This is a genomic window from Stenotrophomonas sp. HMSC10F06 (assembly GCF_001807865.1).
Classification (GTDB): Bacteria; Pseudomonadota; Gammaproteobacteria; order Xanthomonadales; family Xanthomonadaceae; genus Stenotrophomonas; species Stenotrophomonas bentonitica_A.
The window spans coordinates 55,442-79,445 of record NZ_KV791266.1; the positions used below are offsets into that span (position 1 = coordinate 55,442).

At 67.3% G+C, this 24,004-nt stretch carries 23 protein-coding genes; 16 read left to right on the top strand and 7 right to left on the bottom strand.

The genetic code is table 11. The features are described 5' to 3' along the window. Positions 1–67 precede the first annotated feature (67 nt). Positions 68–2,347 (bottom strand): ATP-dependent Clp protease ATP-binding subunit ClpA, encoded by a 2,280-nt coding sequence (gene clpA, locus HMPREF3113_RS07025; RefSeq protein ID WP_070471583.1) that lies wholly within the window; start codon positions 2,345–2,347, stop codon positions 68–70. A 367-nt stretch (positions 2,348–2,714) separates the two neighbouring features. After that, positions 2,715–3,047, bottom strand: a complete 333-nt coding sequence (gene clpS / locus HMPREF3113_RS07030; protein WP_019184760.1) for an ATP-dependent Clp protease adapter ClpS — start codon at positions 3,045–3,047, stop codon at positions 2,715–2,717. 94 nt (positions 3,048–3,141) lie between these two features. On the opposite strand from clpS, the gene HMPREF3113_RS07035 reads away from it, so the two are divergent. From HMPREF3113_RS07035 to HMPREF3113_RS07060, 6 genes are all read left to right on the top strand, one after another. Then, positions 3,142–3,606, top strand: coding sequence for a YbjN domain-containing protein (locus HMPREF3113_RS07035; RefSeq protein ID WP_070471584.1), 465 nt, complete (start codon positions 3,142–3,144; stop codon positions 3,604–3,606). Position 3,607: 1 nt separating this feature from the next. Further along, the gene (locus tag HMPREF3113_RS07040; RefSeq protein ID WP_070427351.1) at positions 3,608–4,069 is read left to right on the top strand and encodes an NUDIX hydrolase; all 462 of its coding nucleotides are present in this window, start codon (positions 3,608–3,610) and stop codon (positions 4,067–4,069) included. After that, positions 4,066–5,205 carry a tRNA 2-thiouridine(34) synthase MnmA gene (gene mnmA / locus HMPREF3113_RS07045; protein WP_070471585.1) on the top strand — a complete coding sequence of 380 codons (1,140 nt, stop codon included), beginning with the start codon at positions 4,066–4,068 and terminating at the stop codon, positions 5,203–5,205. The genes HMPREF3113_RS07040 and mnmA overlap by 4 nt, the downstream gene beginning before the upstream one ends. Beyond that, the gene (hflD, locus tag HMPREF3113_RS07050; RefSeq protein WP_070471586.1) at positions 5,202–5,816 is read left to right on the top strand and encodes a high frequency lysogenization protein HflD; all 615 of its coding nucleotides are present in this window, start codon (positions 5,202–5,204) and stop codon (positions 5,814–5,816) included. The genes mnmA and hflD overlap by 4 nt, the downstream gene beginning before the upstream one ends. Before the next feature lie 133 nt (positions 5,817–5,949). Then, entirely contained in the window at positions 5,950–7,140 is a 1,191-nt protein-coding gene (locus HMPREF3113_RS07055; RefSeq protein WP_019184765.1) for a methyl-accepting chemotaxis protein, read from the top strand. Positions 7,141–7,238: 98 nt separating this feature from the next. Further along, a complete protein-coding gene (locus HMPREF3113_RS07060; RefSeq protein ID WP_070427348.1) occupies positions 7,239–7,544 on the top strand; it encodes a hypothetical protein in 306 nt (101 codons plus the stop codon). Positions 7,545–7,877: 333 nt separating this feature from the next. Here the strand turns inward: HMPREF3113_RS07060 and HMPREF3113_RS07065 are convergent, their stop codons facing one another. Next, entirely contained in the window at positions 7,878–10,661 is a 2,784-nt protein-coding gene (locus HMPREF3113_RS07065; RefSeq protein WP_070471587.1) for a bifunctional diguanylate cyclase/phosphodiesterase, read from the bottom strand. Between the two features lie 150 nt (positions 10,662–10,811). On the opposite strand from HMPREF3113_RS07065, the gene HMPREF3113_RS07070 reads away from it, so the two are divergent. Beyond that, positions 10,812–12,917 carry a sensor histidine kinase gene (locus HMPREF3113_RS07070; protein ID WP_070471588.1) on the top strand — a complete coding sequence of 702 codons (2,106 nt, stop codon included), beginning with the start codon at positions 10,812–10,814 and terminating at the stop codon, positions 12,915–12,917. A 4-nt stretch (positions 12,918–12,921) separates the two neighbouring features. Then, on the top strand, positions 12,922–14,679 hold the full coding sequence (locus tag HMPREF3113_RS07075) for an EAL domain-containing protein (RefSeq protein ID WP_070471589.1): 1,758 nt from the start codon (positions 12,922–12,924) through the stop codon (positions 14,677–14,679). A 172-nt stretch (positions 14,680–14,851) separates the two neighbouring features. On the opposite strand, the gene HMPREF3113_RS07080 is transcribed toward HMPREF3113_RS07075, so the two are convergent. From HMPREF3113_RS07080 to flgA, 4 genes are all read right to left on the bottom strand, one after another. Further along, positions 14,852–16,075, bottom strand: a complete 1,224-nt coding sequence (locus tag HMPREF3113_RS07080; protein WP_026070036.1) for an ATP-binding protein — start codon at positions 16,073–16,075, stop codon at positions 14,852–14,854. A gap of 84 nt (positions 16,076–16,159) precedes the next feature. Further along, entirely contained in the window at positions 16,160–16,492 is a 333-nt protein-coding gene (locus HMPREF3113_RS07085; RefSeq protein WP_026070037.1) for a hypothetical protein, read from the bottom strand. A gap of 2 nt (positions 16,493–16,494) precedes the next feature. Continuing rightward, positions 16,495–16,797 carry a flagellar biosynthesis anti-sigma factor FlgM gene (flgM, locus tag HMPREF3113_RS07090; protein WP_019184772.1) on the bottom strand — a complete coding sequence of 101 codons (303 nt, stop codon included), beginning with the start codon at positions 16,795–16,797 and terminating at the stop codon, positions 16,495–16,497. 109 nt (positions 16,798–16,906) lie between these two features. Beyond that, positions 16,907–17,554, bottom strand: coding sequence for a flagellar basal body P-ring formation chaperone FlgA (gene flgA, locus HMPREF3113_RS07095; RefSeq protein WP_070471590.1), 648 nt, complete (start codon positions 17,552–17,554; stop codon positions 16,907–16,909). Between the two features lie 105 nt (positions 17,555–17,659). Here flgA and HMPREF3113_RS07100 point away from each other — a divergent pair, with 105 nt between their 5' ends. The 8 genes from HMPREF3113_RS07100 (at position 17,660) to flgH (ending at position 24,003) form a co-directional block, all read left to right on the top strand. Further along, complete coding sequence (locus HMPREF3113_RS07100; protein ID WP_070471614.1) at positions 17,660–18,604, top strand: chemotaxis protein; 945 nt, start codon at positions 17,660–17,662, stop codon at positions 18,602–18,604. Positions 18,605–18,834: 230 nt separating this feature from the next. Continuing rightward, positions 18,835–19,230, top strand: a complete 396-nt coding sequence (gene flgB / locus HMPREF3113_RS07105; RefSeq protein ID WP_019184775.1) for a flagellar basal body rod protein FlgB — start codon at positions 18,835–18,837, stop codon at positions 19,228–19,230. A gap of 3 nt (positions 19,231–19,233) precedes the next feature. Continuing rightward, positions 19,234–19,641, top strand: coding sequence for a flagellar basal body rod protein FlgC (gene flgC / locus HMPREF3113_RS07110; RefSeq protein ID WP_019184776.1), 408 nt, complete (start codon positions 19,234–19,236; stop codon positions 19,639–19,641). A gap of 26 nt (positions 19,642–19,667) precedes the next feature. After that, positions 19,668–20,354, top strand: coding sequence for a flagellar hook assembly protein FlgD (locus HMPREF3113_RS07115; RefSeq protein ID WP_019184777.1), 687 nt, complete (start codon positions 19,668–19,670; stop codon positions 20,352–20,354). A 31-nt stretch (positions 20,355–20,385) separates the two neighbouring features. Beyond that, a complete protein-coding gene (gene flgE / locus HMPREF3113_RS07120; RefSeq protein WP_070471591.1) occupies positions 20,386–21,609 on the top strand; it encodes a flagellar hook protein FlgE in 1,224 nt (407 codons plus the stop codon). A 32-nt stretch (positions 21,610–21,641) separates the two neighbouring features. Beyond that, complete coding sequence (locus HMPREF3113_RS07125; RefSeq protein ID WP_070471592.1) at positions 21,642–22,397, top strand: flagellar basal body rod protein FlgF; 756 nt, start codon at positions 21,642–21,644, stop codon at positions 22,395–22,397. Positions 22,398–22,502: 105 nt separating this feature from the next. Next, on the top strand, positions 22,503–23,288 hold the full coding sequence (gene flgG / locus HMPREF3113_RS07130) for a flagellar basal-body rod protein FlgG (RefSeq protein ID WP_070471593.1): 786 nt from the start codon (positions 22,503–22,505) through the stop codon (positions 23,286–23,288). Between the two features lie 22 nt (positions 23,289–23,310). Next, complete coding sequence (flgH, locus tag HMPREF3113_RS07135; RefSeq protein ID WP_070471594.1) at positions 23,311–24,003, top strand: flagellar basal body L-ring protein FlgH; 693 nt, start codon at positions 23,311–23,313, stop codon at positions 24,001–24,003. Position 24,004 lies beyond the last annotated feature (1 nt).

The window sequence follows — 24,004 nt, forward strand, 5'->3', positions numbered from 1 at the left end:
CGCCCGCGTAAACAAAAGCCCCCTTTCGGGGGCTTTTGCATTCATCTCGACAACACCTGCGACCCGATTACACCGTGGCCGGCAACAGACGCTCCGGCTCGGCCTCGGTCTCGACAAACAGCTGGTCGTCGCGGACGTCGATGCTGACCTTGCCACCGTTGACCAGCTTGCCGAACAGCAGCTCGTCGGCCAGCGGACGCTTGATCTTGTCCTGGATCACGCGCGCCATCGGGCGGGCACCCATCAGCGGATCGAAGCCATGGTGGGCCAGCCAGTCGCGCGCGGTCGGGGTGGCCGACAGGCTGACGTGCTTTTCCTGCAGCAGCATTTCCAGCTCGATCAGGAACTTGTCCACCACGCGCAGGATGTGCTCGAAGCCCAGCGCCTGGAACTGCACGATCGCATCCAGACGGTTGCGGAACTCCGGCGTGAAGCTCTTGCGGATGACCTCCATCGCGTCGGTGGCATGGTCCTGGCGGGTGAAGCCGATCGAACGCCGCGAGGCCTGGGCCGCGCCGGCATTGGTGGTCATCACCAGCACCACGTTCTTGAAGTTCGCCTCACGGCCATTGGTGTCGGTCAGCACACCGCGGTCCATGACCTGCAGCAGGATGTTGAAGATGTCCGGGTGGGCTTTTTCCACCTCGTCCAGCAGCAGCACGCAGTGCGGGGTCTTGACGATCTTCTCGGTCAGCAGGCCTCCCTGGTCGAAGCCGACATAGCCCGGAGGGGCACCGATCAGGCGGCTGATCGAATGCGACTCCATGTACTCGCTCATGTCGAAGCGGACCAGCTCGATGCCCAGCTGCAGCGCGAGCTGCTTGGTCACTTCGGTCTTGCCTACGCCGGTCGGGCCGGAGAACAGGAAGTTGCCGATCGGCTTTTCCGGATTGGCCAGGCCCGAGCGTGCCAGCTTGATCGCCGAGGACAGCGTCTCGATGGCCGGGTCCTGGCCGAAGATCACCATCTTCAGGTTGCGCTCCAGATGCTGGAGCACGTCCTTGTCGGTGGCGCTGACCTGCTTGGCCGGGATCCGCGCCATCTTGGCGACGATGGTCTCGATCTCCTCGATGTCGATCAGCTCCTTGCGCTCGCCGTCCGGCAGCAGCCGCTGGCGGGCACCGGCCTCGTCGATCACGTCGATCGCCTTGTCCGGCAGCAGGCGGTCGTTGATGTGCTTGACCGACAGGTCCACGGCGGCCTGCAGCGCGTCATCGGCATAGGTCACGCCGTGGTGCGCTTCGTACTTGGGCTTGAGGCCCTGCAGGATCTCGTAGGTCTCGCCCACCGTCGGCTCGACGATGTCGATCTTCTGGAAGCGGCGGGCCAGCGCCCGGTCCTTCTCGAAGATGCCGCGGTATTCCTGGAAGGTGGTCGAGCCGATGCAGCGCAGCTCGCCCGAGGCCAGGGCCGGCTTGATCAGGTTGGAGGCATCCATGGTGCCGCCCGAGGCGGACCCGGCACCGATGATGGTGTGGATCTCATCGATGAACAGCACCGCGTTGGGCAGCTTCTTCATCGCGGTCAGCACGCCCTTCAGGCGCTTTTCGAAATCACCGCGGTACTTGGTCCCGGCCACCAGCGCGCCCAGGTCCAGCGAGTAGATCACCGCATCGGCGAGCACATCCGGCACCGACCCTTCCACGATGCGCTTGGCCAGGCCTTCGGCAATGGCGGTCTTGCCCACGCCGGCCTCGCCCACGTAGAGCGGGTTGTTCTTGCGGCGGCGGCACAGGACCTGGATGGTGCGCTCGATCTCATCGGCACGGCCGACCAGCGGGTCGATCTTGCCGTTGCGGGCCTGGTCGTTGAGGTTGCTGGCGAACTCGGCCAGGGCATCGCCCTTGCCCTCGCCTTCGGCACCCTCGGCGCGGCCCTCGCCATCGGCGGCGGGCGGCACTTCGCCCTCCTCGCCCAGCTTGGCAATGCCATGGGAGAGATAATTGACGATGTCCAGCCGGGTCACGTCCTGCTGGTTGAGGTAGTACACGGCATGCGAGTCCTTCTCGCCGAAGATCGCGACCAGCACGTTGGCGCCGGTGACTTCCTTCTTGCCCGAGGACTGCACGTGGTAGACCGCGCGCTGCAGCACGCGCTGGAAGCCCAGGGTCGGCTGGGTATCGCGCCCATCATCTTCGGCCAGGCGCGAGACGGATGCCTCGATGGCCTGCTCCAGTTCCTGGCGCAGGCGCTCGGCGTCCGCACCGCAGGCCTTGAGAACGGCTTGGGCGGACGGGTTGTCGAGCAGTGCCAGCAGCAGGTGTTCCACCGTCATGAATTCATGCCGGGCCTCACGGGCGCGCTTGTAGCACTGTCCGATGGTGTGTTCGAGGTCTTTACTGAACATGATTAACTCCGGCGGCAGTTAGGAACAATATGCGGCCAACCTTCACGATTTCCATCACCCTAGCGGATCAGTGCGTTCAGACGGCGTTAGCACTCCGCCGATCGCACCAATCCATTGGACGGCCTCCATCATGCACGAACTTGCCGCCACGAAATGGCAGCTTCAACGTGATGGTGATGTCATCGTGACGCCACCCCGGGCCAGCGCTGGCCGGTGCAGCGGCCGGGCGGCAACCCGGCGATGCTCAAGTGGGTGCGGATGCCGGAGAACCGCATGGCTCCGGCTAGGCTGGGGCTGGCCGCACGGCTGTCGCCATGGCTGGAACAGTGCGGATCGCTGGCGCGCCTGTGGCGGGGCCAGGGGCGGCTCAGCCGCTGGCCTTCTCCATCGTGCACAGCAGCGGGTGCTGGTTCATGCGCGAGAATTCATTGACCTGGGCGACCTTGGATTCGGCGACCTCGCGGGTGAACACCCCGCACACGCCGCGGCCGCGGGTATGCACGTGGAGCATCACCTGGGTGGCCTGGTCCAGGTCCATCGAGAAGAAGTGCTGCAGGACCGTCACCACGAAATCCATCGGGGTGTAGTCGTCGTTCAACAGCATCACCTGGTACAGCGGCGGCGGCGCGACCTCGGGACGTGCAGGCTCAAGCAGCACGCCGTGGTCGTGATGAGTTTCGTGGGAAGTCTCGCGGGGCATCCCCCCATTATAGGGCCCCGCCCGGCCGGATTGGACGTTGCCCCCTGCGGCCTTCACAATCTGCACTCTCCAACCAGATGTTCACAGGGATTTCATGAAAAGGATTGCTGCCGCACTGCTGCTGGCCGTCACTGCCACCGGCGCCCATGCGGCCGAAGCGGACAAGGCCGTCGGGCGAGCGCTGGACACGCTCAAGTACACCTACGAGGTGGACGAGGACGGCGATTACAAGATGGTGTTCGACATGGATGACGGCCGCAGCCAGCTGGCCTTCGTGCGCTCCACCGTCGAGGAATTCGGCAAGCACAGGATCCGTGAGATCTGGTCGCCGGCCTACAATTCGCCGGGCAAGCAGTTCCCCGCTGCCGTCGCTAACCGCCTGCTGGAAGACTCGCAGGATGCCAAGATGGGTGCCTGGGTGAAGCAGGACCAGCTGGCGATGTTCGTGGTCAAGGTCGATGCCACTGCCACCCCGGAGCAACTCAGCGACGCCATCGATGCGGCCATCCGCACTGCGGACGCCATGGAACTCGAACTGACCGAGCAGGACGAATACTGAAGTGAATGCCGTGCAGGAACCGCGCTGGACGCCCCATGTCACCGTGGCCACCGTGGTGGTGCGTGACGGGCGTCTGTTGCTGGTCGAGGAGGCGATCGACGGCCGCCAGGTGCTGAACCAGCCCGCTGGCCACCTGGAGCCCGACGAGAGCCTGGCCGCCGCCGCGTGCCGGGAAACGCTGGAAGAGACCGGCTGGACGGTGCGCCTGAGCGCCTTCATCGGCACCTACCAGTGGACCGCCCCGGACGGCACGCCGTTCCTGCGCTTTGCCTATGCGGCCGAGCCGGTCTCGCACGATCCCGCCCGTCCGCTGGACACCGGGATCCTGCGGGCCGTGTGGCTGACCCCGGCCGAGCTGAAGGCCGAGCCCGGCCGGCTGCGCAGCCCGCTGGTCTGGCAGGTGGTGGCCGACTATCTGGCCGGCCAGCGCCACCCGCTCTCCATCGTCAAGGAGGCCGCATGAGCCCCCCACGGATCATGGTCGGTGTCTCCGGCGGCGTGGATTCCTCGGTCGCGGCCTGGCGGCTGGTCCAGCAGGGCGAGCCGGTGGCGGGACTGTTCATGCAGAACTGGGCCGATGACGGCAGTGGCGACTGCCGTGCCGAAGATGACCGCCGCGATGCGGTGGCGGTCTGCGGCCTGCTCGGCATCCCGTTCCACTTCCGCGATTTTTCCAGCGAGTACTGGCAGGGCGTGTTCGAGCATTTCCTGGCCGAGTACGCCGCCGGCCGCACGCCCAACCCGGACGTGCTGTGCAACCGCGAAGTGAAGTTCAAGCATTTCCTCGACGCCGCGCGCGAGCTTGGCGCCGAACGCATCGCAACCGGCCATTACGCGCGGATCGCCCAGGTGGGCGGCCGCTGGGCGCTGCTGCGCGGCGCCGACCGCAGCAAGGACCAGAGCTACTTCCTGCACCAGCTGGGCCAGGAACAGCTGGCCGCGACCCTGTTCCCGATCGGCGACCTGCAGAAGAACGACCTGCGCCGGATCGCACGGGATGCACGCCTGCCGACCCACGCCAAGAAGGATTCGACCGGGATCTGCTTCATCGGCGAACGCGACTTCCGCGAGTTCCTCGGCCGCTACCTGCCGGCCAGAACGGGCGAGATCCGCGATCCCGATGGCGCCCTGATCGCCGAACATCCTGGCGTGTTCTATTTCACGCTCGGCCAGCGCGAGGGCCTGAACATCGGTGGCGTGCGTGGCCGGCCGGCGGCCCCGTGGTACGTCGTCGGCAAGGACGTGGCCAGCAACGTGCTGTACGTGGACCAGGACCGCGAGAGCCCGTGGCTGCAGTCCACCCGCCTGCATTCGGAGGCCGCCCACTGGATCGCCGGCGCCCCGCCCGCGCGCCGCTTCGAGTGCACCGCCCAGACCCGTTACCGCCAGCCCGACGAGCCGTGCACCGTTACCGTGCGCGACGATGGCACCGTGGACGTGCGCTTCGCGCGCCCGCAGCGTGCCGTCACCCCGGGCCAATCGCTGGTGTTGTATGACGATGAGGTCTGCCTTGGTGGCGCCGTCATCGCCGCCACCGATGCGCCGCTGGAACAACGCCTTCGCGCCACCCCTTCTCCTTTCGAGGTATCTGCTGCATGAGTTTTTCCGTCGACGACCGCGTACTCGCTCTGGCCGGCATCGCCCAGGCCCTGCAGCAGGTGCGCCGCATCGCCGAAACCGGCCACTCCGAAGCCGCCGTGGTCCGCACCGCGGTGGAGAGCGTGTTCCGCATCGATGCGGCCAGCCCGCAGGACATCTACGGCAGCGCCAGCAATGTCGCCCCCGGCCTGCGCCTGCTGCACAACTACCTCAGCAGCCAGGGGCAGGACGAGCAGTTGCCGCGCCTGGCGCTGTCGGTGCTGCAGCTTGAGCGCCGCTTCGTGCGCGAGGACGCGATCGTGGCCAAGGTCAGCACCGGGATCGAGCGCGCCCGCACCCAGGCCGGCGAGCTGGGCGACAGCGCCCACCCGGACGTGCTCGCCGCACTGGGTGGCCTGTACGCGGACACCATCAGCAACCTCAAGCCGCGGGTGATGGTCCAGGGCAACCCGCACTACCTCGGCCAGGCGGGCGTGGTCGCCGAGATCCGCGCGCTGCTGCTGGCCGCGGTCCGTTCGGCGGTGCTGTGGCGCCAGACCGGTGGCCAGTACTGGGACTTCCTGTTCTCGCGCAAGACGATGCTGGAAGCGGTCGCGCGCCAGCTGCGCTGAGCTCGGCAGCCACCCATCGGGTGGCTCCACCCGGGGGCCGGGACGTGCGGTTTTTGATCGAATGTGTGGTGCAGGACTAAAGCAAACCGGGGTACGGCCGATACAGCATCCGTGCACCTCCCCGAGAACGTCCATGTACTCACGCCTCTTCATCCGCCTGGCCGCCCCCCTGGTCCTGACCCTTCTGCTTCCCTTTGCCATCGGCTTCGAGTGGCCCGCCGCCCTGCGCTGGGCGATCCTGAGCACGATGACGCTCAGCTGGCTCGGGTTTGCCTGGTGGAGCGCCCGCGCCCAGACCCAGCGTTCGCCTGAGCAGGCCCGCATCATGCGCGAGCAGGACCAGCTGCTGACCGAGCTGCGCTCGTTCGTCGGCAACGAAATCGACGGCTCGCGTGGCGAAGTCGAACGTGCCCGCGACCTGATCCGTCATGCGGTCGGTGGCCTGGGCAGCAGCTTCGATGCGATGAACCGCAAGTCGCGCCAGCAGAGCCAGGCCCTGGCCCGCATCGTCGACCGCGCCGGCGAAGAAGGCGGTGCCGGCGTCGACGTGGCCCGTTTCGCCCAGCACGCCAGCCAGCGGATGGAGCAGCTGGTCGAGGCGCTGGAACAGGTCAGCGGCCAGAGCAGCAACACCGTGCAGCACATCGACCAGATGGCCCAGCACCTGGATGGCATCTTCGCGCTGCTGGAGGACGTCAAGTCGATCGCCGACCAGACCAACCTGCTGGCCCTGAACGCGGCCATCGAAGCCGCACGTGCCGGTGAAGCCGGCCGTGGCTTTGCGGTGGTCGCCGACGAAGTCCGCAACCTGTCCGAGCGCTCGACCACCTTCAACGAGCAGATCCGCAAGCTGGCGCACAGCTCCAAGGACGCCATCGCCAAGGTGCGCGAGACGGTCTCGCACATGGCCTCCCGCGATATGGACCGTTCCCGCGAAGCGCGCCACGAAGCGGCGCAGATGCTGGAGAACGTGGCCCAGATCAATGCCTCGCTCGGTGACGGCATGCGCGAGATCTCCGAATGCGGTCGCGCCATCGACAGCAGCGTCGCTGAAGCCGTGCGCGCCCTGCAGTTCGAAGACATCGCCACCCAGGCCCTGGGCGGCGTGCACACCCACCTGGACCGCCTGACGGCGATCAACCGCGAGGCCGTCGCCCTGCAGGAGCTGCTGCATCGCAGTGGCGGCGTGTTCGACGAGGAGGTCGTGACCGCCCTGCAGCGCACCGGCAGCCGCCTGCGTGACATGCGCACCGAGTGGGAGCGCCCGCCGCACAAGGCGGTCGCCCAGCAGAGCATGGCCGCAGGCGCGGTCGAGCTGTTCTGATCCAGATGTCCCGTGCCGACCCCGGCACAGACAACGGCCCCGGTTTCCCCGGGGCCGTTGTGCTTGCACGACCCGCCTTGGCTGCAGATGATTACCCGATGTTGAACGCGTCCGTGTTGTCCGTTGCATCCGTTGTCCCCGCCGAGCTGGAGCCGGCGGTGCAGCGCAGTGAGACCGTCACCGCCGTTGCAGCGCCTGCCGCTGCGGCAGCGCCGGTTGCCCCGCTGCAGGGCCGCGCCCTGATCGCACGGTTGGAGCAGCTGGCCCAGCAGGAACTCGCGCAGCTGGCCAAGCGCCCCGCGCCGGGCATCGTCACCCTGCCCTCCGCCGTCGACCCCGCCCTGGCCGGCCTGGCCTGGGACCTGGGCCTGAGCGGCGATGACCTGGATGCGGCGGCGCGCTGACGCTGCCTGCCCGGCATCAACCGCCGTGAACGCCAACGCAGCTACCCGTCATCGCACGTCCGCAAGCGGCCGTCACGGCGCTACCCGTTGAGGCGAGCGCAGCACTCGCCGCAGGACTGACGCCCAGGGCGGTTCGGCAGCTTCATCGTATTTCCATCTGTGTGCCCGCTGATATCGCCGGGCGATGGCCTGTGCCGGACCGAGGGGGACCCCGGCCGGAGGGCTGTGCGCAGGTCACATGCAACGCAAGCGCCGAGGTCGCGCACGACCCGTATGACGGGACGGCAACCCAGGGCTGTGCAGAGCCCACGGAGGGGCGCTGCAGGACCTTACTCAAACGCTCTGCGTCACCGCGGCATAGCTCTCGCGCGGCAGCGTCTGCGTGCCCAGCTTCAACCACTGCGCCAGATCGCGCGGCGCCAGCGGGCGCGAGTACAGGTAGCCCTGGATCTCATCGCAGCCCTGGCGGCGCAGCATGGCCTCTTCCTGCTCGGTCTCCACGCCTTCGGCCACGACCTTCATGCCCAGCGCGTGGCCCAGGTGCACGATCGCCTGGGTGACCTCAGCGGTGCCGGCATCGTGCAGCATGCCCTGGACGAAACTGCGGTCGATCTTCAGGCGCCCCACCGGGAAGCGGTTGAGGTAATGCAGGTTCGAGAAGCCGGTACCGAAGTCGTCGACCGCCAGCGGCACGCCGTGGCGTTCGAGCACCTCGAAGCAGTGCCGCAGCACGTCGGTGTCACGGATCAGGGCGGACTCGGTCAGCTCCAGCTCCAGGCGCTGCGGCGGCCAGCCGTGGGCATGGCAGATGTCGATCACGCGTTCGGCGAACCCGCGGTCGCGCAGCTGTACGGCCGACACGTTGACCGCCACGCGGTCGAATTGCAGGCCGGCGGCGTCCCACGCAGCGGCCTGGCGGCAGGCCTCGGCCAGCACCCAGTCACCGATCCGCACGATCTCGCCGCACTTCTCGGCAATCGGTATGAACTCGGCCGGGCTGCAGTAGCCGATGCCGGGCCGATGCCAGCGCAGCAGCGCCTCGATCGCCGGGGGCTGGTCGTTCTCGGCATGCAGCAGCGGCTGGTAGGCCAGGGTGAATTCTTCGCGCTCGATCGCGCCGAGCAGTGCGTGCTCGATCTCCAGCTTGCGCTGGATCTTGGCCAGGGCGTCCTGGCTGTAATACTGGTAGGTGTTGCGCCCGGCTTCCTTGGCCGCGTACATGGCGGCATCGGCGGCGCGCAGCAGCGATTCGAAATCCTGGCGACTCTCATCGAGCATCGCGATACCGACGCTGGCGCCGACTTTCAGCGTGCTCTCGCCGCGGTGCAGCGGCTCGGCCAGCGAGGCGATCAGTTTGCGCGCGACATGGCCGGCATCTTCCGGCGCGGCCAGGTCGCGCAGCACGACGATGAACTCGTCGCCGCTGAAGCGGCCGAACAGGTCGTTGTTGCGCAGGCTCTGGTGCAGGCGCGAGGCGGCCGCCTTGAGCAGCGCATCGCCGGTGGCGTGGCCGAAGGTGTCGTTGATGGTCTTGAAGCCGTCCAGGTCGATGAACAGCATCGCCAGCGGGCTGCCGCGATCGCGCGCCACCTCGATGGCATCGGCGGTCTGCTCGCGCAGCAGCATCCGGTTGGGCAGGCCGGTGAGCAGGTCGTAATGGGCCAGCAGTTCGATGCGCTCGTTGGCTTCGCGCTCGCGGGTGATGTCACGGAACAGCACCACGAACCGCGTCGGCAGGCCATCGCGGCGGTCCAGCTCGATCAGCACCTGGACCCAGATGCGCAGTCCGGACTGCCGGTAGAAGCACAGGTCCAGCTGCTCGGGCAGGCCACCCTCGGCGATCCGCACCAGCGCCGCCTCGAACGCATCGCGCGAATCCTGGGTGTACAGGCTCAGGGCCTGGTCAAGGCTGATCGGCTCCTTGCGCAGCCCGTGGATGCGGTAGCACTCCTCGGTCCACTGCATGTGGCGGGTGCCCACCTCGATCTCGCAGCCGCCGATACGACCCAGGGCCGAGACGCGGTTGAGCAGCTCGGTACGCCAGCGGATCAGCGCATCGGTCTGGTGTTGTTCGGTAATGTTCTGGACTTGGCCCAGCAGGCGCTGGATGCGACCGTCCGGCCCGATCAGCGGCTGCATCCACACGCGCAGGTGCAGCGCGCCGTTGTCGCGGATCAGCTCCAGCTCCAGCGTGGTGGCCGCACCATCGCGCCACATCCGGCGCCAGGCATTGCGCAACCGGCCGCGCGACTGCGGTTCGAGCTGACGCAGCCAATGGCGGCGACCGTGCGGCGGTGTTTCGCCGGTGCCCAGCAGTACGCGGAACTCGGGCGACCACCAGAACCGGCGCGCCTCCGGATCCCAGGACCAGCTGCCCATGCTGGCGATGCGCTGGGCTTCGCGCAGCTGCACCTGCTGCTCGCGCAGCTGGACTTCCATCTGCTTCTGGGCCTGGATGTCGGTATGGGTGCCGACCATGCGCAGCGGCTGGCCATCGGCCGTGCGGGTGACCACCCGGCCCCGATCCAGCACCCAGCGCCACTCGCCATCGGGGTGCCGGGCGCGGAACTGGGCCGTATAGGCCTCGCGCTCGCCGCGCAGGTGCGCATCCATCGCCAGCCGCACCGCCGGCTGGTCGTCCGGGTGGACGTTCTCCAGCAGCGCGCTCACGCCCTCTGCATGGCTGTGGGAGTCCTCGATGGGCTGACCATCCCAACGCCGCGAGCGGCGCACGCTGTCGCTGGGCAGGTCCCAGTCCCACAGCCCGTGCCCGGCATGATCCAGGGCGACTTCCCAACGGCTGCCGGCATAGGCGGCGACCGGCTCGGGCACGCTCAGGGTGAAGGCCAGCAGATGCCCATCCGGATCGTGCACGGCGCGCATCCAGCCATCGAAGCGGCCACCGGGCCCACCGGGCAGCTGGCAGGGCACCAGCCCGCCGTCCGCGGCGAGCAGGCGCAGATCTTCTAGTACCTCGCCGTACGCGGCGACGGTTGCCGGCAGGCCGTGCTCGCGCGCGGCCGGGTTGGCGGCGATCGGACGACCGGCACGGTCGAGGATCACCAGCGCCGAGGCCAGTGGGTGCTGCAGCAGACTCGCGATAATGCCTTGGTCCACGCCCTGTAACTCCGAAAACGCACCCGACAACCGGGGAACGCAATCGTTAACGGCGGAGATTGCGGATTATTGAGTTCCCTGGCGACCTGCATCCTCACCCCGGGCAGGTAAGATGACGCTCGCCTTGTCCGACTGGCCCCGCCCTGCCCCATGCCGACCCACCTGCCAGGCCCTTCCGCACCCGCTGACGACACGCCCCTGGCCCGCGATCTGCGCCGCGACCGCTGGCGCGTGGTCGTGGCCTACCTGGTGCTGGCCCTGGTGTGGATCCTGTGCAGCGATGCGGCGGTCAAGGTGGTGGCCGGCGACCTGCAGACCGCGGCGCAGTGGCAGACCATCAAGGGCACGTTCTTCGTGGTCGCCAGTGCGGCCCTGATCTATCTGCTGCTGCGGCCGCTGGCCCAGCACGTGCTGCACACCCATGCGCGGCTGGAGAGTTCGGAAACCCGTCATCGGCAGATGTTCGAAGGCAATCCCGGCCCCATCCTGGTGTATGACCTGGAATCGCTGGCGATCCTGGACGTCAATCCGGCGGCGGCGGGCTTCTTCGGCTACAGCCGGGAAACCTTCACCGCGATGCCGATCACGGCGCTGTGGCCGCCCGGTCACGAGGCCCTGCTCGAAGCCAAGCTGGACCACATCCGCGCCAACCCCGAGCAGCTGTGCGTGATCACCGCCGATCTGCGCCTGAGTGATGGCAGCACCCGGCGCATGGAGATGCGCAGCAATTTCATCGATTACGGCGGCCGCCGTGCGCGACTGCTGATCGCGATCGACCGTACCCGCGAAGACCAGGCCCTGCTGCGCCGCGACCAGGCGTTGGCCCGCGTGGAGGAAGCGCACGAGATGGCGCGCATCGGCGCGTGGGAGATCGACCCGGCCACCGGACTGGGCCGCTACGCCAACCAGGTCTACCGCCTGCTGGGGCGGCGCGCGCCGGAAGCCCGGCGCTGGCACCGTTTCGAGGAACTGCTGGTGCCCGCCGATCCGGCCACCGCCGCGCTCAGCGAACAGCTGTTGCAGGAAATGAGCTCGGGCGAACCGGTGCAGATCGATGTGCTGCTGCCGCTGCTGGCGATGGACGGGCGCGCCTTGATGGTGCACCTGCGCGCCGAGAGCGGCCAGGACGATGTCGGGCGGCCGCGGGTGCTGGGCACCCTGCAGGACGTCACCGAGCGCGAGCAGTCGCGGCGCCTGTTGCGTGAGCGCGAAGAGCAGTTCCGCGAGCTGGTGCGGGTGCTGCCCGATGGCGTGGTGATCCTGTCCGAAGAACACGTGCTGTACGCCAACGCCTGCGCCGCCACCCAGTTCGGGTACGGCCACAACACCCTGCTCGGCGAGCCGCTGGCCGCGCTGGTGACCGCCGACGATCTGCCCCGCGTACGCGCCCAGCTGTTCGCCCAGCTGCCGCTGCACCACGGCGGGGCCGGCGAGGTGATCGGCATGCGCCGCTTCAACGGCCAGGCGTTCCAGGCCGGCCTGGCGGTCGGCGATGTGCGGTATGGCGGCCGCAACTGCAAATTGCTGATCGTGCGCGACCTCAGTGAGCCCGAGCGCATCCGCGAGGCGCTGGAAACCAGCAACCGCGAGCTGCAGGCCATGGCCGGCCGGCTGTTCTCGCTGCAGGAAGACGAGCGCCGCGCCATCTCGCGCGATCTGCACGACGATATCGGCCAGGCGATCACCGCGATGAAACTGTCCGCGTATGCGGCCCAGGATGAACAGGACGCCGCCCGCCGCGACGAGGACCTGGCCCAGATCATCCAGCTGGCCGATGCGACCGTGGGCAAACTGCGCGACATCTCGACGCTGCTGCGCCCGCCGCAGCTGGATGCGCTCGGGCTGGAAGCGGCGCTGCGCTGGCAGGCCGGCGTGCTGTTCCGCTCGGCGGCGATCGAGCTGCTGCCCGATATCCAGTCCCTGCCCCGGCGCCCGGCCGGGGATATCGAACAGGCCTGCTTCCGCATCGCCCAGGAAAGCCTGACCAACGTGCTGCGCCATGCGCGTGCGAGCCAGGTGAACCTGCATCTGCGCGATGTGGACGACCACGGCCTGCACCTGCAGGTCCGCGACGACGGCGAGGGCTTCGACCCGGATGGCCCGCGCGGGCTGGGCCTGATCGTGATGCGCGAGCGCGCGCAGAGCGTGGGTGGCACATTACGCATTGAATCGGCGCATGGCGCCGGTACCCTGATCGACCTTTACCTGCCGTACCGCGCCACCGGCGCGACGGCTCACGACGCACTGGAACACTGAGCTCATGTGGAACCCTTCCCTGCCCCTGGTCAGCATCGAGGACGCCCCGGCCCGCCTGGGCGCGGGCAATCCCGAACTGCAGGCGATGGTGACCGAGGCCGCGTCCGGCGGCACGCCGCTGATGCTGATGCACGTGGACATCGACCACTTCGCCTCGGTCAACGAGAACATGAGCGCCGAAGTCGGCGACCAGGCCCTGGTGCTGGTCGCCCAGCGCCTGCAGCACCACCTGCGTGGCCGCGGCAAGCTGTGGCGCCACGGCAGCGATGAATTCCTGCTGGCCGTGCCGCGCACCGCCGACATGCCACTGCCCGAAGACCTGGCCGAGGAAATCCGCCAGCAACTCGAGCTGCCGCTGTCGGTGCTGCCCTACACCCTGTTCATGACCGGCAAGCTGGGCGTGAGCCTGTGCCCGGAACACGCCACCGGTGTCTCGCGCCTGCTCGACCACGCCGAAGATGCGCTGTACCAGGCCGCCCGCGAAGGCGGCAACGCCGTGCGCATCCACGCCGTGGATACCCCCTCCAGCGCGCACAGCGAGAGCATCATCGCGCGCCAGATTGTCGATGCGATCCCCAACGGCGAGCTCAAGCTGCGTTACCAGCCGCTGGTCAGCGCCCGCGACGGCCACGTGGTGGGGATGGAGGCACTGCTGCGCTGGCAGTCGCCCACCCTGGGGATGCTGGTGCCCGAGCGCTTCATGCGTACCGCCGAGCGGCTGGGCATCATCGTGCAGATCGGCACCTGGGTGCTGGAAGGCGCACTCAAACAGGCCAGGCTGTGGCGCGACCAGGGGTTTGATGACTTCACCATCGCGGTGAACGTCTCCACCCTGCAGCTGCTGCGCCCGAACTTCTTCGCCGAGGTGATGTCACTGATGCAGGCGGCCGGCGTTCCGGCGCAGATGCTGACGCTGGAGATCAACGAAAGCGCGCTGACCAACAACGTCAACTTCGTCCACGAGACCCTGGTCAACCTGCGCAACGAAGGCATCAGCCTGAGCCTGGACAACTTCGGCACCGGCGATTCCAGCCTCAGCGCGCTGGTCCGCTATCCGGTGGACAAGCTCAAGATCGACCGCAGCTTCATCAAGAGTGCGCCGGCCGGCAATCGCGAGGCTGCCATCGCGCGCGCGATCATCGCCATGGGCCACCAGCTGGGCATGACGGTGATCGCCAACGGCGTCGAGTCGCAGGCACAGCTGGGCTTCCTGCGCCGCAACGACTGCGATGTATTCCAGGGGTATCTGTTCGGCGAGCCGATGTCCGCCGACGCGGCCGGGATGACCCTGCGCCGCCGTTACCTGCGCCCGGAGGCCTTCGCCGAGACACGCCCGGACCGCACGCTGCTGCTGCTCGACGACGAAGAGAACGTGCTGCGCTCGCTGGTGCGCCTGTTCCGCCGCGACGGCTACCGCATCCTGGCCGCCGGCAACGTGCGCGATGCGTTCGATCTGCTGGCCATCAACGATGTGCAGGTGATCCTCTCCGACCAGCGCATGAGCGACATGAGCGGCACCGAGTTCCTGGGCCGGGTGAAGATGCTCTACCCGGACACGATCCGGCTGGTGTTGTCCGGCTACACGGACCTCAACACGGTGACCGACGCGATCAACCGCGGCGCGATCTACCGGTTCCTGACCAAGCCATGGAACGATGATGAGCTGCGCAAGCACATCCACCAGGCATTCCGCACGCACGAGGAACAGCGCCGGGCGAACACCGCACCGGTGGCAGCGCTGCCGGCGGTTGACGCGGACTGAGTCGGATTGAGGCGGATTGACGCGGCAGCCGACCAACGGTCGGCTCTACGTTGCACGCGCCAGATATCCAGGTAGAGCCGACCGTTGGTCGGCTGCTCTCGCTCAACCGAACGCGATGCCTGAAAGCCCCTCCCCGCAATGCCGGCCAGCGACCGGCACGACCATTGCCGGCTCAGCGCGGCTGCTTGATCGGCAGCACCACGCGGAACTTCGAGCCCACGCCCGGGGTGCTCTCCAGATCGATGCGGCCGTGGTGCTTGTTGATGATGCTGTAGGAGATCGACAGGCCCAGCCCCGTACCGCTGCCAACCGGCTTGGTGGTGAAGAACGGATCGAAGATGCGCTGGCGCAGGTCCGGTGAGATGCCGCCGCCGGTATCTTCGAATTCCACCCACACCGTGTCGCCGTCCACACCGGTGCGCACGTGGATCGTGCCGCGGTCGGCGATGGCGTGGCCGGCGTTGAGCAGCAGGTTCATGTAGACCTGGTTCAATTCCGAAGGCAGGCACTCCACCAGCGGCAACTGGCCGAACTCCCGGTGCAGGGCGACCTTGTACTTGAGCTCGTTCCAGATGATGTTGATCGTGGATTCCAGGCCCGCATGCAGGTCCACCAGCTTCCACGATTCATCGCGGCCGGAATACGAGAAGTCCTTCAGGTCACGCACGATCCGGGTCACCCGTTCGATGCCTTCGCGTGATTCGGCCATCAACTGCGGCAGATCGCGGCTGATGAAGTCGATGTCGAAGCGTTGACGGATGTCGTCGATTTCCGGAATCAGCGCTTTCGGGTCCGGCGCACGCAACGCGCGCTCGTAGGCTTCGATCACGGTGAACAGGCTGCGCAGGTATTCCTGCAGGCTGCCCAGGTTGGAATGCACGTAACCGATCGGGTTGTTGATCTCGTGCGCCACGCCGGCAGCGAGCTGGCCGATGGAGGCCATCTTTTCCGACTGCAGCAGCTTTTCCTGGGTGCCGTTCAGGCGCAGGTAGGCCTGGCGCAGTTCGGCATGGCGCTGCTGCAGTTCGCGTTCGTAGTCCTCCTGGCCCTCGATACGCCGGAACAGCGCCAGGTAGTGCCGCTGGCCAGCGTCGTCGTGATGGTAGACATGGGCAATGACCATGCGCTCGCCGACCGGCAGGCTGCCGTTCCAGTGGCCGTTGAGGCGCGCGTGTTCCAGGGCATCCGGTGGCAGCAGCTGGCGCAGCCATTGCGCCGGCGTCTGCTCGGCATCGCGTTCGGCCTGGCCGAGGATCTCGCTGACCGCGGCATTGGCCAGGGCCACGCTGCCATCCTCGCGGAACAGCAGCACGCCCTCCTTGATCCGCTCGAACAGGGCAAGCAGGACCGGATGCGGAGGCAACGGGGCGGTGACAAGGGTGGAAGTTACGGTCACGGTCACATCGAGGCGGCTGGAAACAGGCGCTCAATATACGCGGTGACGTTCACATCGGCAGCCCGGGGCTGCCAGACAGGGGAATCAGGCGACCGCGAGGGGCCGCCGGGTGTGCAGGATGTGCGACTGGCCCTTGGCGTCATACGCCGAGGATTCTTCACTGCGGCCGAGCTGGCGCAGGGCCCAGTTCACTTCGCGGCGGCGGCGCGACAGCAGCACACCGTTGGCGTGGTTGCGCTCGGCCAGTTCCTGAACGCGTTCGGCCTGGCCGACCGGCAGCGCGGCCTCCAGCGCCCGAAGCGCTTCCAGTTTGGCGCCGGTCGCACGGATCAGCGCGTGCACGTCATGCTCGACCAAGGCCTGGCGTTCGACGTCCAGGGCATCGCTGAGGCGCTGCAGCGGCTCGCTCATCGCCAGCTTCATCCCTGCAGCTGCTGGTCCAGCTCAAGCATGCGCGAAGCGATCGCGTCAGGATTGATCTTGTAGCTGCCGTTCTGCAGGGCTTCGCGCACCGCCTGCACCCGCCCGGCATCGATCGCCGGCGCCGAGGACAGTTCACGCTGCAGGGTCTGCAGGCTGGTCGCTTCGCCGGTCAGGCGCAGGCTGTCAGCGGCTTCCACCGGGCGGGCCGGGGCATCGGTGCTGACGCTCGGCTTGTTGCCCGGAGCGACGCTGCGCAGATGGGCGGTGGCCGGGAGGTTGCCGTCGATTTTCTGGCTCATGGAGTTGTCCTGGGAATGCGGTTCACAAGGGATAACGGCCGGGCGGACGCCATCTTTAGGGGAATATTGCAGGTTTCGCGGGGAAAGTGGCGCGTATTCACAATGGTGTTCAGCGCGTCACTAAAACGTCACCGCTGGCCGCGACAGTGCCCTGCACGATCTTGCGCGATGACAGGTTCTCGACCGAGACCCGCTCGTTCTCGCCGGCATCGGCCATGGCGCGTCCGGTTACCCGGACCTCCACCCCGCCCCGACGCGACACCAGCGCGACACTGTCGCCCCGCCGCACCAGCCGCTGCGCGACCAGGTCATTGGCCGAGAGCAGGCTGCCCGCACTGAGGGTCCTGCGTGCCACGCGGCCGACCGCAGCGGCCGGATCGGCCAGCGCAGCACCGGCGATCCGTGCCGCATCACGCTGGCCAGTGGTGATATCGGCCGCCGAGAGGGTTTCTCCAGCGGCCACGCCACGGTTGAGGATGAGCACCGTCTGGTTGCGACGCACTTTTACGGGTACGAACAGGCGCCAGCCGCCCGCATCGGGGCAGCTGACCTCCACGGTGCTGCTGCCGGTTGGCTGGGCCGCCAGCGGCTGGCCGCACGCCGGCAGGCGCAGTGCCGAATCCAGCGTGGTGTCACCTTCGCTGCCGGCCGGGAGGGTGCCCAGCGCCGCCTGGCGGATGCTGTCCACGGGTTGCCAGCCGCCGGCGGCCCAGGCGGGCGCCACCAGCACCAGCGCGGCAAGGACAAGAGAACGCATGGGCACTCCACGGGCAAGGAACATGGGCAGCACGATGCAAGGGCCGTGCCGAAGCCTGGCGCACGCCGCGCTCAAGTCATCGCCACCGCCGCCGATACCAAGCCCATGTCCCATGACCTGCTCAACCGCATCGACCAGCGTACGCGCCTGGCCGGCCACAATCGTCTGGCCCTGCTGCTGTTCCGGCTGGGGGGACGTCAGCTTTTTGGCGTGAACGTGTTCAAGGTGCAGGAAGTCCTGCGGCGCCCGGATCTGTTCCAGGTGCCCGGGCTGCCCAGCCAGTTCGCCGGTGTGGCCGATGTGCGTGGCCGCTCGGTGCCGGTGCTGGACCTGGGCCTGGCGATCGGCCACCCCGAGCGTGAGCCCGATGCCGACAAGGCGCCCGGCTACCTGGTGGTGACCGAGTTCAACCGCTCCATCCAGGGCTTCCTGGTCAGCGGTGTGGAACGCATCGTCAACATCGCCGTGGAAGACATCCACCCGCCGCCGGAACTGGGCGCCGAGTCGAGCTACCTGACTGCCGTGACCCGTTTCCAGGGCGAGCTGATCCAGGTGATCGACGTGGAAAGCGTGCTGGCCGACATCGCCGAGATCCGCGGTGAGGCGGTGCTGGATCCCTCCATGGCCCTGCCGCCCGATGCCCCGCCGATGCAGGTGCTGGTGGTGGACGACTCGCGCGTGGCCCGCCAGCAGATCCGCAGCGTGCTGGACCAGCTGGGGGTCGGGGCGACCCTGCTCTCGGACGGCAAGCAGGCCCTGGATCACCTCCTGCAGATCCATGCTTCGGGCGAGAACCCGGCCGAGCGCTACGCCATGGTGATCTCCGATATCGAGATGCCGGCGATGGACGGCTACACCCTGACGACGGAAATCCGGCGTCACCCGGGCCTGGCCGGCCTGTACGTGCTGCTGCACACGTCCTTGTCGGGCGTGTTCAACAACGCGATGGTCGAGCGGGTCGGTGCGAACGCGTTCGTGGCCAAGTACTCCCCGCATGAGCTGGCGGACTTCCTGCTGGACCGCCTGCGCAAGGTGGCGATGGCGGCGTAAAGGGCGGCCGGCCCTGGTGTCGGCGCCCTCCCTCGGGTTGGTTGACGGCATCCACGCATGGCGTGGATCTACGCCGGGGGCTGTTTCCTGACTCCACGCGGGGCCTTGGCCTCCCTGGCGTGGTGAATCTCCCGGCGTGAATGATGCCGCCGGGCACTGGCCCCTCTCTTCTGCCGCCCCTATGGCACGCCGCTTGCACTGCCCCAGGCATCGTCCCGTGGGAGTGCGTCATGCCCAATCTGATTTCGAACTATCTGGGTGTCCACGCCCAGGCCATGCCGTTGCGCGAGCAGCGGATGAAGCTGATCGCCAGCAACCTGAGCAACGCCGACACCCCCGGGTACAAGGCCCAGGACCTGGACTTCGATGCCGCCCTGCGCAATGCCCAGGGGCTGGATGCCAACGGTCTGATGAGGACCACCAACGAACAGCATTATGAGATCGGCAACGGATTGAACCCGTTCCAGATCGCCAAGGAAGGCGTGCAGCCGAGCATCGACGGCAACACCGTCGACCCGGATGCAGAACGTGCCGCCTATGGCCGCGCCGCGCTGGAGTACCGCGCCTCGCTGAGCTTCGTCGAATCCAAGGTGCGCTCCATGCTCACCGCGATCACGGGGCAGTAAGCCATGAGCAATCTGCCCATCTTCGACATCGCCGGGTCCGCGCTGCAGGCGCAGTCCGTGCGCATGAGCACCATCGCCTCCAACCTCTCCAATGCCGACACCGTCGCCGGCTCGGCCGATGCGGTCTACAAGCCGCTGGAGCCGATCTTCCAGTCGGTGACCAGCCGCAACGATCCGAACATCACCACGGTGCAGGTCAAGGAGATCAGCCAGAGCAACGCCGCGCCGATCCAGCGCTACGAGCCGGGCCACCCGCTGGCCGATGCCGATGGCTACATCTACCAGCCGGACGTGGACCCGGTCGCGCAGATGGTCAACCTGATCTCCACCTCGCGCAATTACCAGGCGGGCGTGGAAATGCTGACCACCGCCAAGGAACTGGCGCTGGCCACGCTGACCATGGGTCGCTGACCCTCTAACCGCAGGAATCCCCTCCCATGAGCAGCACCACCGGCGTCGGCCAGAACAGCAGCGACATCTACACCGCACTGGGCCTGAACGCGCCCAACAGCGATACCAGCAAGAAGAAGAGCACCCTGGACCAGGCCGATTTCATGCGCCTGATGACCGAGCAGCTGCGGCACCAGGATCCGCTCAAGCCGATGGACAACACCCAGATGGTCGCGCAGATGGCGCAGCTGTCGCAGGTCCAGGGCATCACCGACCTCAACAACACGGTCAAGGGCTTCCAGGATTCGATGTCCAGCGACCAGATCCTGCGCGGCGCGGCCTTGGTGGGCCACGAAGTGCTGGTGCCGTCGGAAAAGCTGGCCCTGGAGAAGGACGGCGATGTGACCGGCATGGTCGCCGCGCCCGGCGCCGGCTTCGTGACCGTGGACATCACCGATGCCAACGGCGTCAAGGTCAACCAGATCAGCGTGGAAGCCAAGGCCTCCGGCGAAGTCACCTTCGATTGGGACGGCAAGGATGCCAACGGCAACCGCATGGCCGAAGGCACCTACACCATCGCCGCCTCGCACACCGATACCGCCGGCACCAAGACCAAGCTCAACACCTACGTGCAGGCCCCGGTGGAGAGCGTCACGGTCGGCACGGACGGCCTGTACCTCAACCTCAAGGGTCTGGGCACGGCCCCGATCGACTACGTGCTCCGCATCAGCTGAGCCGCCTCACCCGCATCCACAGGAGCATCCCATGGGCTTCAACGTCTCGTTGTCCGGCATCAACGCAGCCAATGCCGATCTGAACGTCACCGCGAACAACATCGCCAACGTCAACACCACCGGCTTCAAACAGTCGCGCGCGGAGTTCGCCGATCTGTTCTCGGCCACCAGTTATGGCCTGTCAAAGAACGCGGTCGGTTCCGGCGTGCGGGTGACCAACGTGGCCCAGCAGTTCTCGCAGGGCAACAACGAACAGACCGGGCGCAGCCTGGACATGGCCATTTCCGGCGAAGGTTTCTTCACCCTGACCATGAACGGTGAGCGCGTGTACTCGCGCGCCGGCAACTTCCAGACCGACCAGGCCGGCTACGTGACCAACCCGCAGGGTGCGCGCCTGCAGGTGTTCGCCCCGAATGCGGACGGCACCAACTTCGATGCCGGCCGCCTGACCGACCTGCAGCTGATGACCACCGACAGCCCGCCGCGGCAGACCGGCAAGGTCGATGTGAGCTTCACCCTGCCGGCCAACGCCAAGCAGCCGACGGTCGCCGCCTTCGACCCGACAGACTCCAACAGCTACAACCACTCCACCGGCGGCATCACCGTGTACGACTCGCTGGGCGTGAGCCACACCCAGACCTCCTACTTCGTGAAGACCGAAAACCCGAACGAGTGGCAGGTTTACAACTACGTGGACGGCAAGGCCGCTGGGACCCCGACCACGCTGCAGTTCTCCGACAGCGGTGCGTTGACCAGCCCGGCCAACGGCCAGATCGTCATGGATCCGTTCACCCCGACCACCGGCGCCGGCGTGCTGTCGATGTCGCTGAACCTGAGCGGCTCGACCCAGTACGGCGAGAAGTTCGCGCTGCGCAACACCCAGCAGGACGGCTATGCGGCAGGCAAGCTCAACGAGATCACCGTCTCCGAAGAGGGCATCGTCTACGCCCGCTACTCCAATGGCGATGACAAGGCGCTGGGCCAGGTCGCCCTGACCACCTTCAACAACGCACAGGGCCTGGAAGCCAAGGGCAACAACCTGTGGACGGAAAGCTTCGCCTCGGGCACGCCCCGCACCGGTGCGCCGGACAGCTCAAACCTGGGCAAGATCCAGGCCGGTTCGCTGGAAGCCTCCACGGTCGACCTGACCGAGCAGCTGGTCAACATGATCACCGCCCAGCGCAACTTCCAGGCCAACTCGCAGATGGTCTCCACGCAGGACCAGATCACCCAGACCATCATCAACCTGCGTTGATGAGCCACTGACCGCAACACGGGACTACACCGATGGACAAGGCACTCTACGTCGCGATGACCGGTGCACGCGCCTCCCTGCAGGCGCAGGGCACGCTGTCGCACAACCTGGCCAACACCGATACCCCCGGCTTCAAGGAGGCGCTCGCCAACACCGAGGCCTTCCCGATCAAGGGGACCGGCTATGCCTCGCGCGTGGATGCCCTGCACGTGGATGCCGGCTTCAACCGGCGCATGGGCGCCCAGCAGATCACCGGCAACCCGCTGGATCTGTCCCTGCAGGCCGGCAACTGGCTGGCCGTGCAGGCACCGGGCGCCAATGGCGGCGAGGCGTATACCCGGGGTGCGGCGCTGTCGATCACGCCCAATGGCCAGCTGGTGACCGCCGGCGGCCATCCGGTGCTGGATGAGAACGGCAACCCGATCGCGATCCCGCCGCACCAGGCGATGGACATCGGCAACGACGGCACGATCTCGATCATCCCGCTGGGCGAAGGCCCGCAGACGATGGCCAACATCGGCCGCATCCGCGTGGTGCAGGCCGACGACGCACGGCTGGAACGCGGCCTGGATGGGCTGATGCGCAACAGCGACCCGCAGCAACCCTTCGTGCAGGCCCAGGGCAAGTCGCTGGAAAGCGGCCAGCTGGAAGGCAGCAACGTCGATGCGGCCGGTGCGCTGGTGCAGATGATCCAGCTGCAGCGCCAGTACGAAATGCAGGTGAAGGTCATCAAGCACGGCGATGACAACGCACGCAGCGCCAACAGCCTGCTGCGGCTGGGCGGTTGACCGCGCGCCGTGACGTAATCCCGGCGCGGTTCTGGCACGCGCCATGCATTGCCCTTCGCAAGGGCCGCACCACGCGGCCACCCGCTACAACACAGGAATGACGCCATGAACCAGGCATTGTGGATCGGCAAGACCGGACTGGATGCGCAGCAGACGCGCATGTCGGTGGTTTCCAACAACCTCGCCAACACCAACACCACCGGTTTCAAGCAGGACCGTGCCAGCTTTGAAGATCTGCTTTACCAGCAGGTCCGTCAGCCCGGCGGCGCTTCCTCGGCGCAGACGCAGTTGCCGTCGGGCCTGCAGCTGGGCACCGGTGTGCGCGTGGTCGCCACCTCAAAGAACTTCGAGCAGGGCAGCCAGCAGCAGACCGGCCGCGCGCTGGATGTGATGGTCAACGGCCGCGGCTTCTTTGAAGTGCAGATGCCGGATGGTTCCTCGGCCTATACCCGCGATGGCTCGTTCCAGCGCAACCAGGATGGCGAGCTGGTCACCAACAGCGGCTACCCGGTGCAGCCGGGCATCCAGATTCCCGAAGGCGCGCAGTCGCTCACCATCGGCACCGACGGCACCATCAGCGTGAAGATGGCCGACGACGCCGCCTCGGTGGAAATCGGCGCGCTGACCCTGACCGACTTCGTCAATCCAGCGGGCCTGCAGGCGCGCGGTGAAAACCTGTTCCTGGAAACCACCGCCTCCGGCCCGGCGCAGAACGGCAACCCCGGCCTGAACGGCCTGGGCACCGTGGTGCAGGGCGCACTGGAAGGCAGCAACGTCAACGTGGTGGAAGAACTGGTCTCGATGATCGAAACCCAGCGCGCCTACGAAATGAACGCCAAGGCGATCTCCACCACCGACGCCATGCTCGGCTACCTCAACCAGAACGTCTGATCGGTCGACCCGGGAACCTGCCATGTCGCGTCTTGCCCCTACCCTCCGCCTGCTCGCTGCCGCCGTCATCGTCGCCACCCTGAGTGGCTGCGTGATCGCCGGCGATGTCCGCCCCTACCCGGCCATGGCGCCGGTGGAACCGATCATGCCGCCCTCGGCCCAGGCCACGGCCGGTGCGATCTACGCCGCCGGCCCCGGCCTGCAGCTTTACTCGGACCGGCGCGCCCGCGATGTGGGCGACCTGCTCACGATCACGCTGACCGAGAGCACGACCGCGCAGACCACCGCCAACACCTCCACCTCGAAAGAATCGGAGCTGAGCATCGGCACGCCGACGATCTTCGGCGCGCCGGTCACGCTGGGCGGGAAGGACATCCTCAGTGCCAGCGCCGCCGGCTCGCGCGACTTCACTGGTAAAGGCACCAGCGCGCAGAGCAACCGCCTGCAGGGCAGCGTGACCGTCACGGTGATCCAGCGCCTGCCCAACGGCAACCTGGTCGTGCAGGGCGCCAAGAACCTGCGTCTGAACCGGGGCGATGAGCTGGTGCAGGTGCAGGGCATCGTGCGCGCGGCGGACATCTTTCCGGACAACACCATCCCCTCCAGCCGCGTTGCCGATGCCCGCATCGTCTACGGCGGCCGCGGCGCGATCGCCCAATCCAACGCGATGGGCTGGCTGAGCCGCTTCTTCAACTCGGCGCTGGCGCCGTACTGAG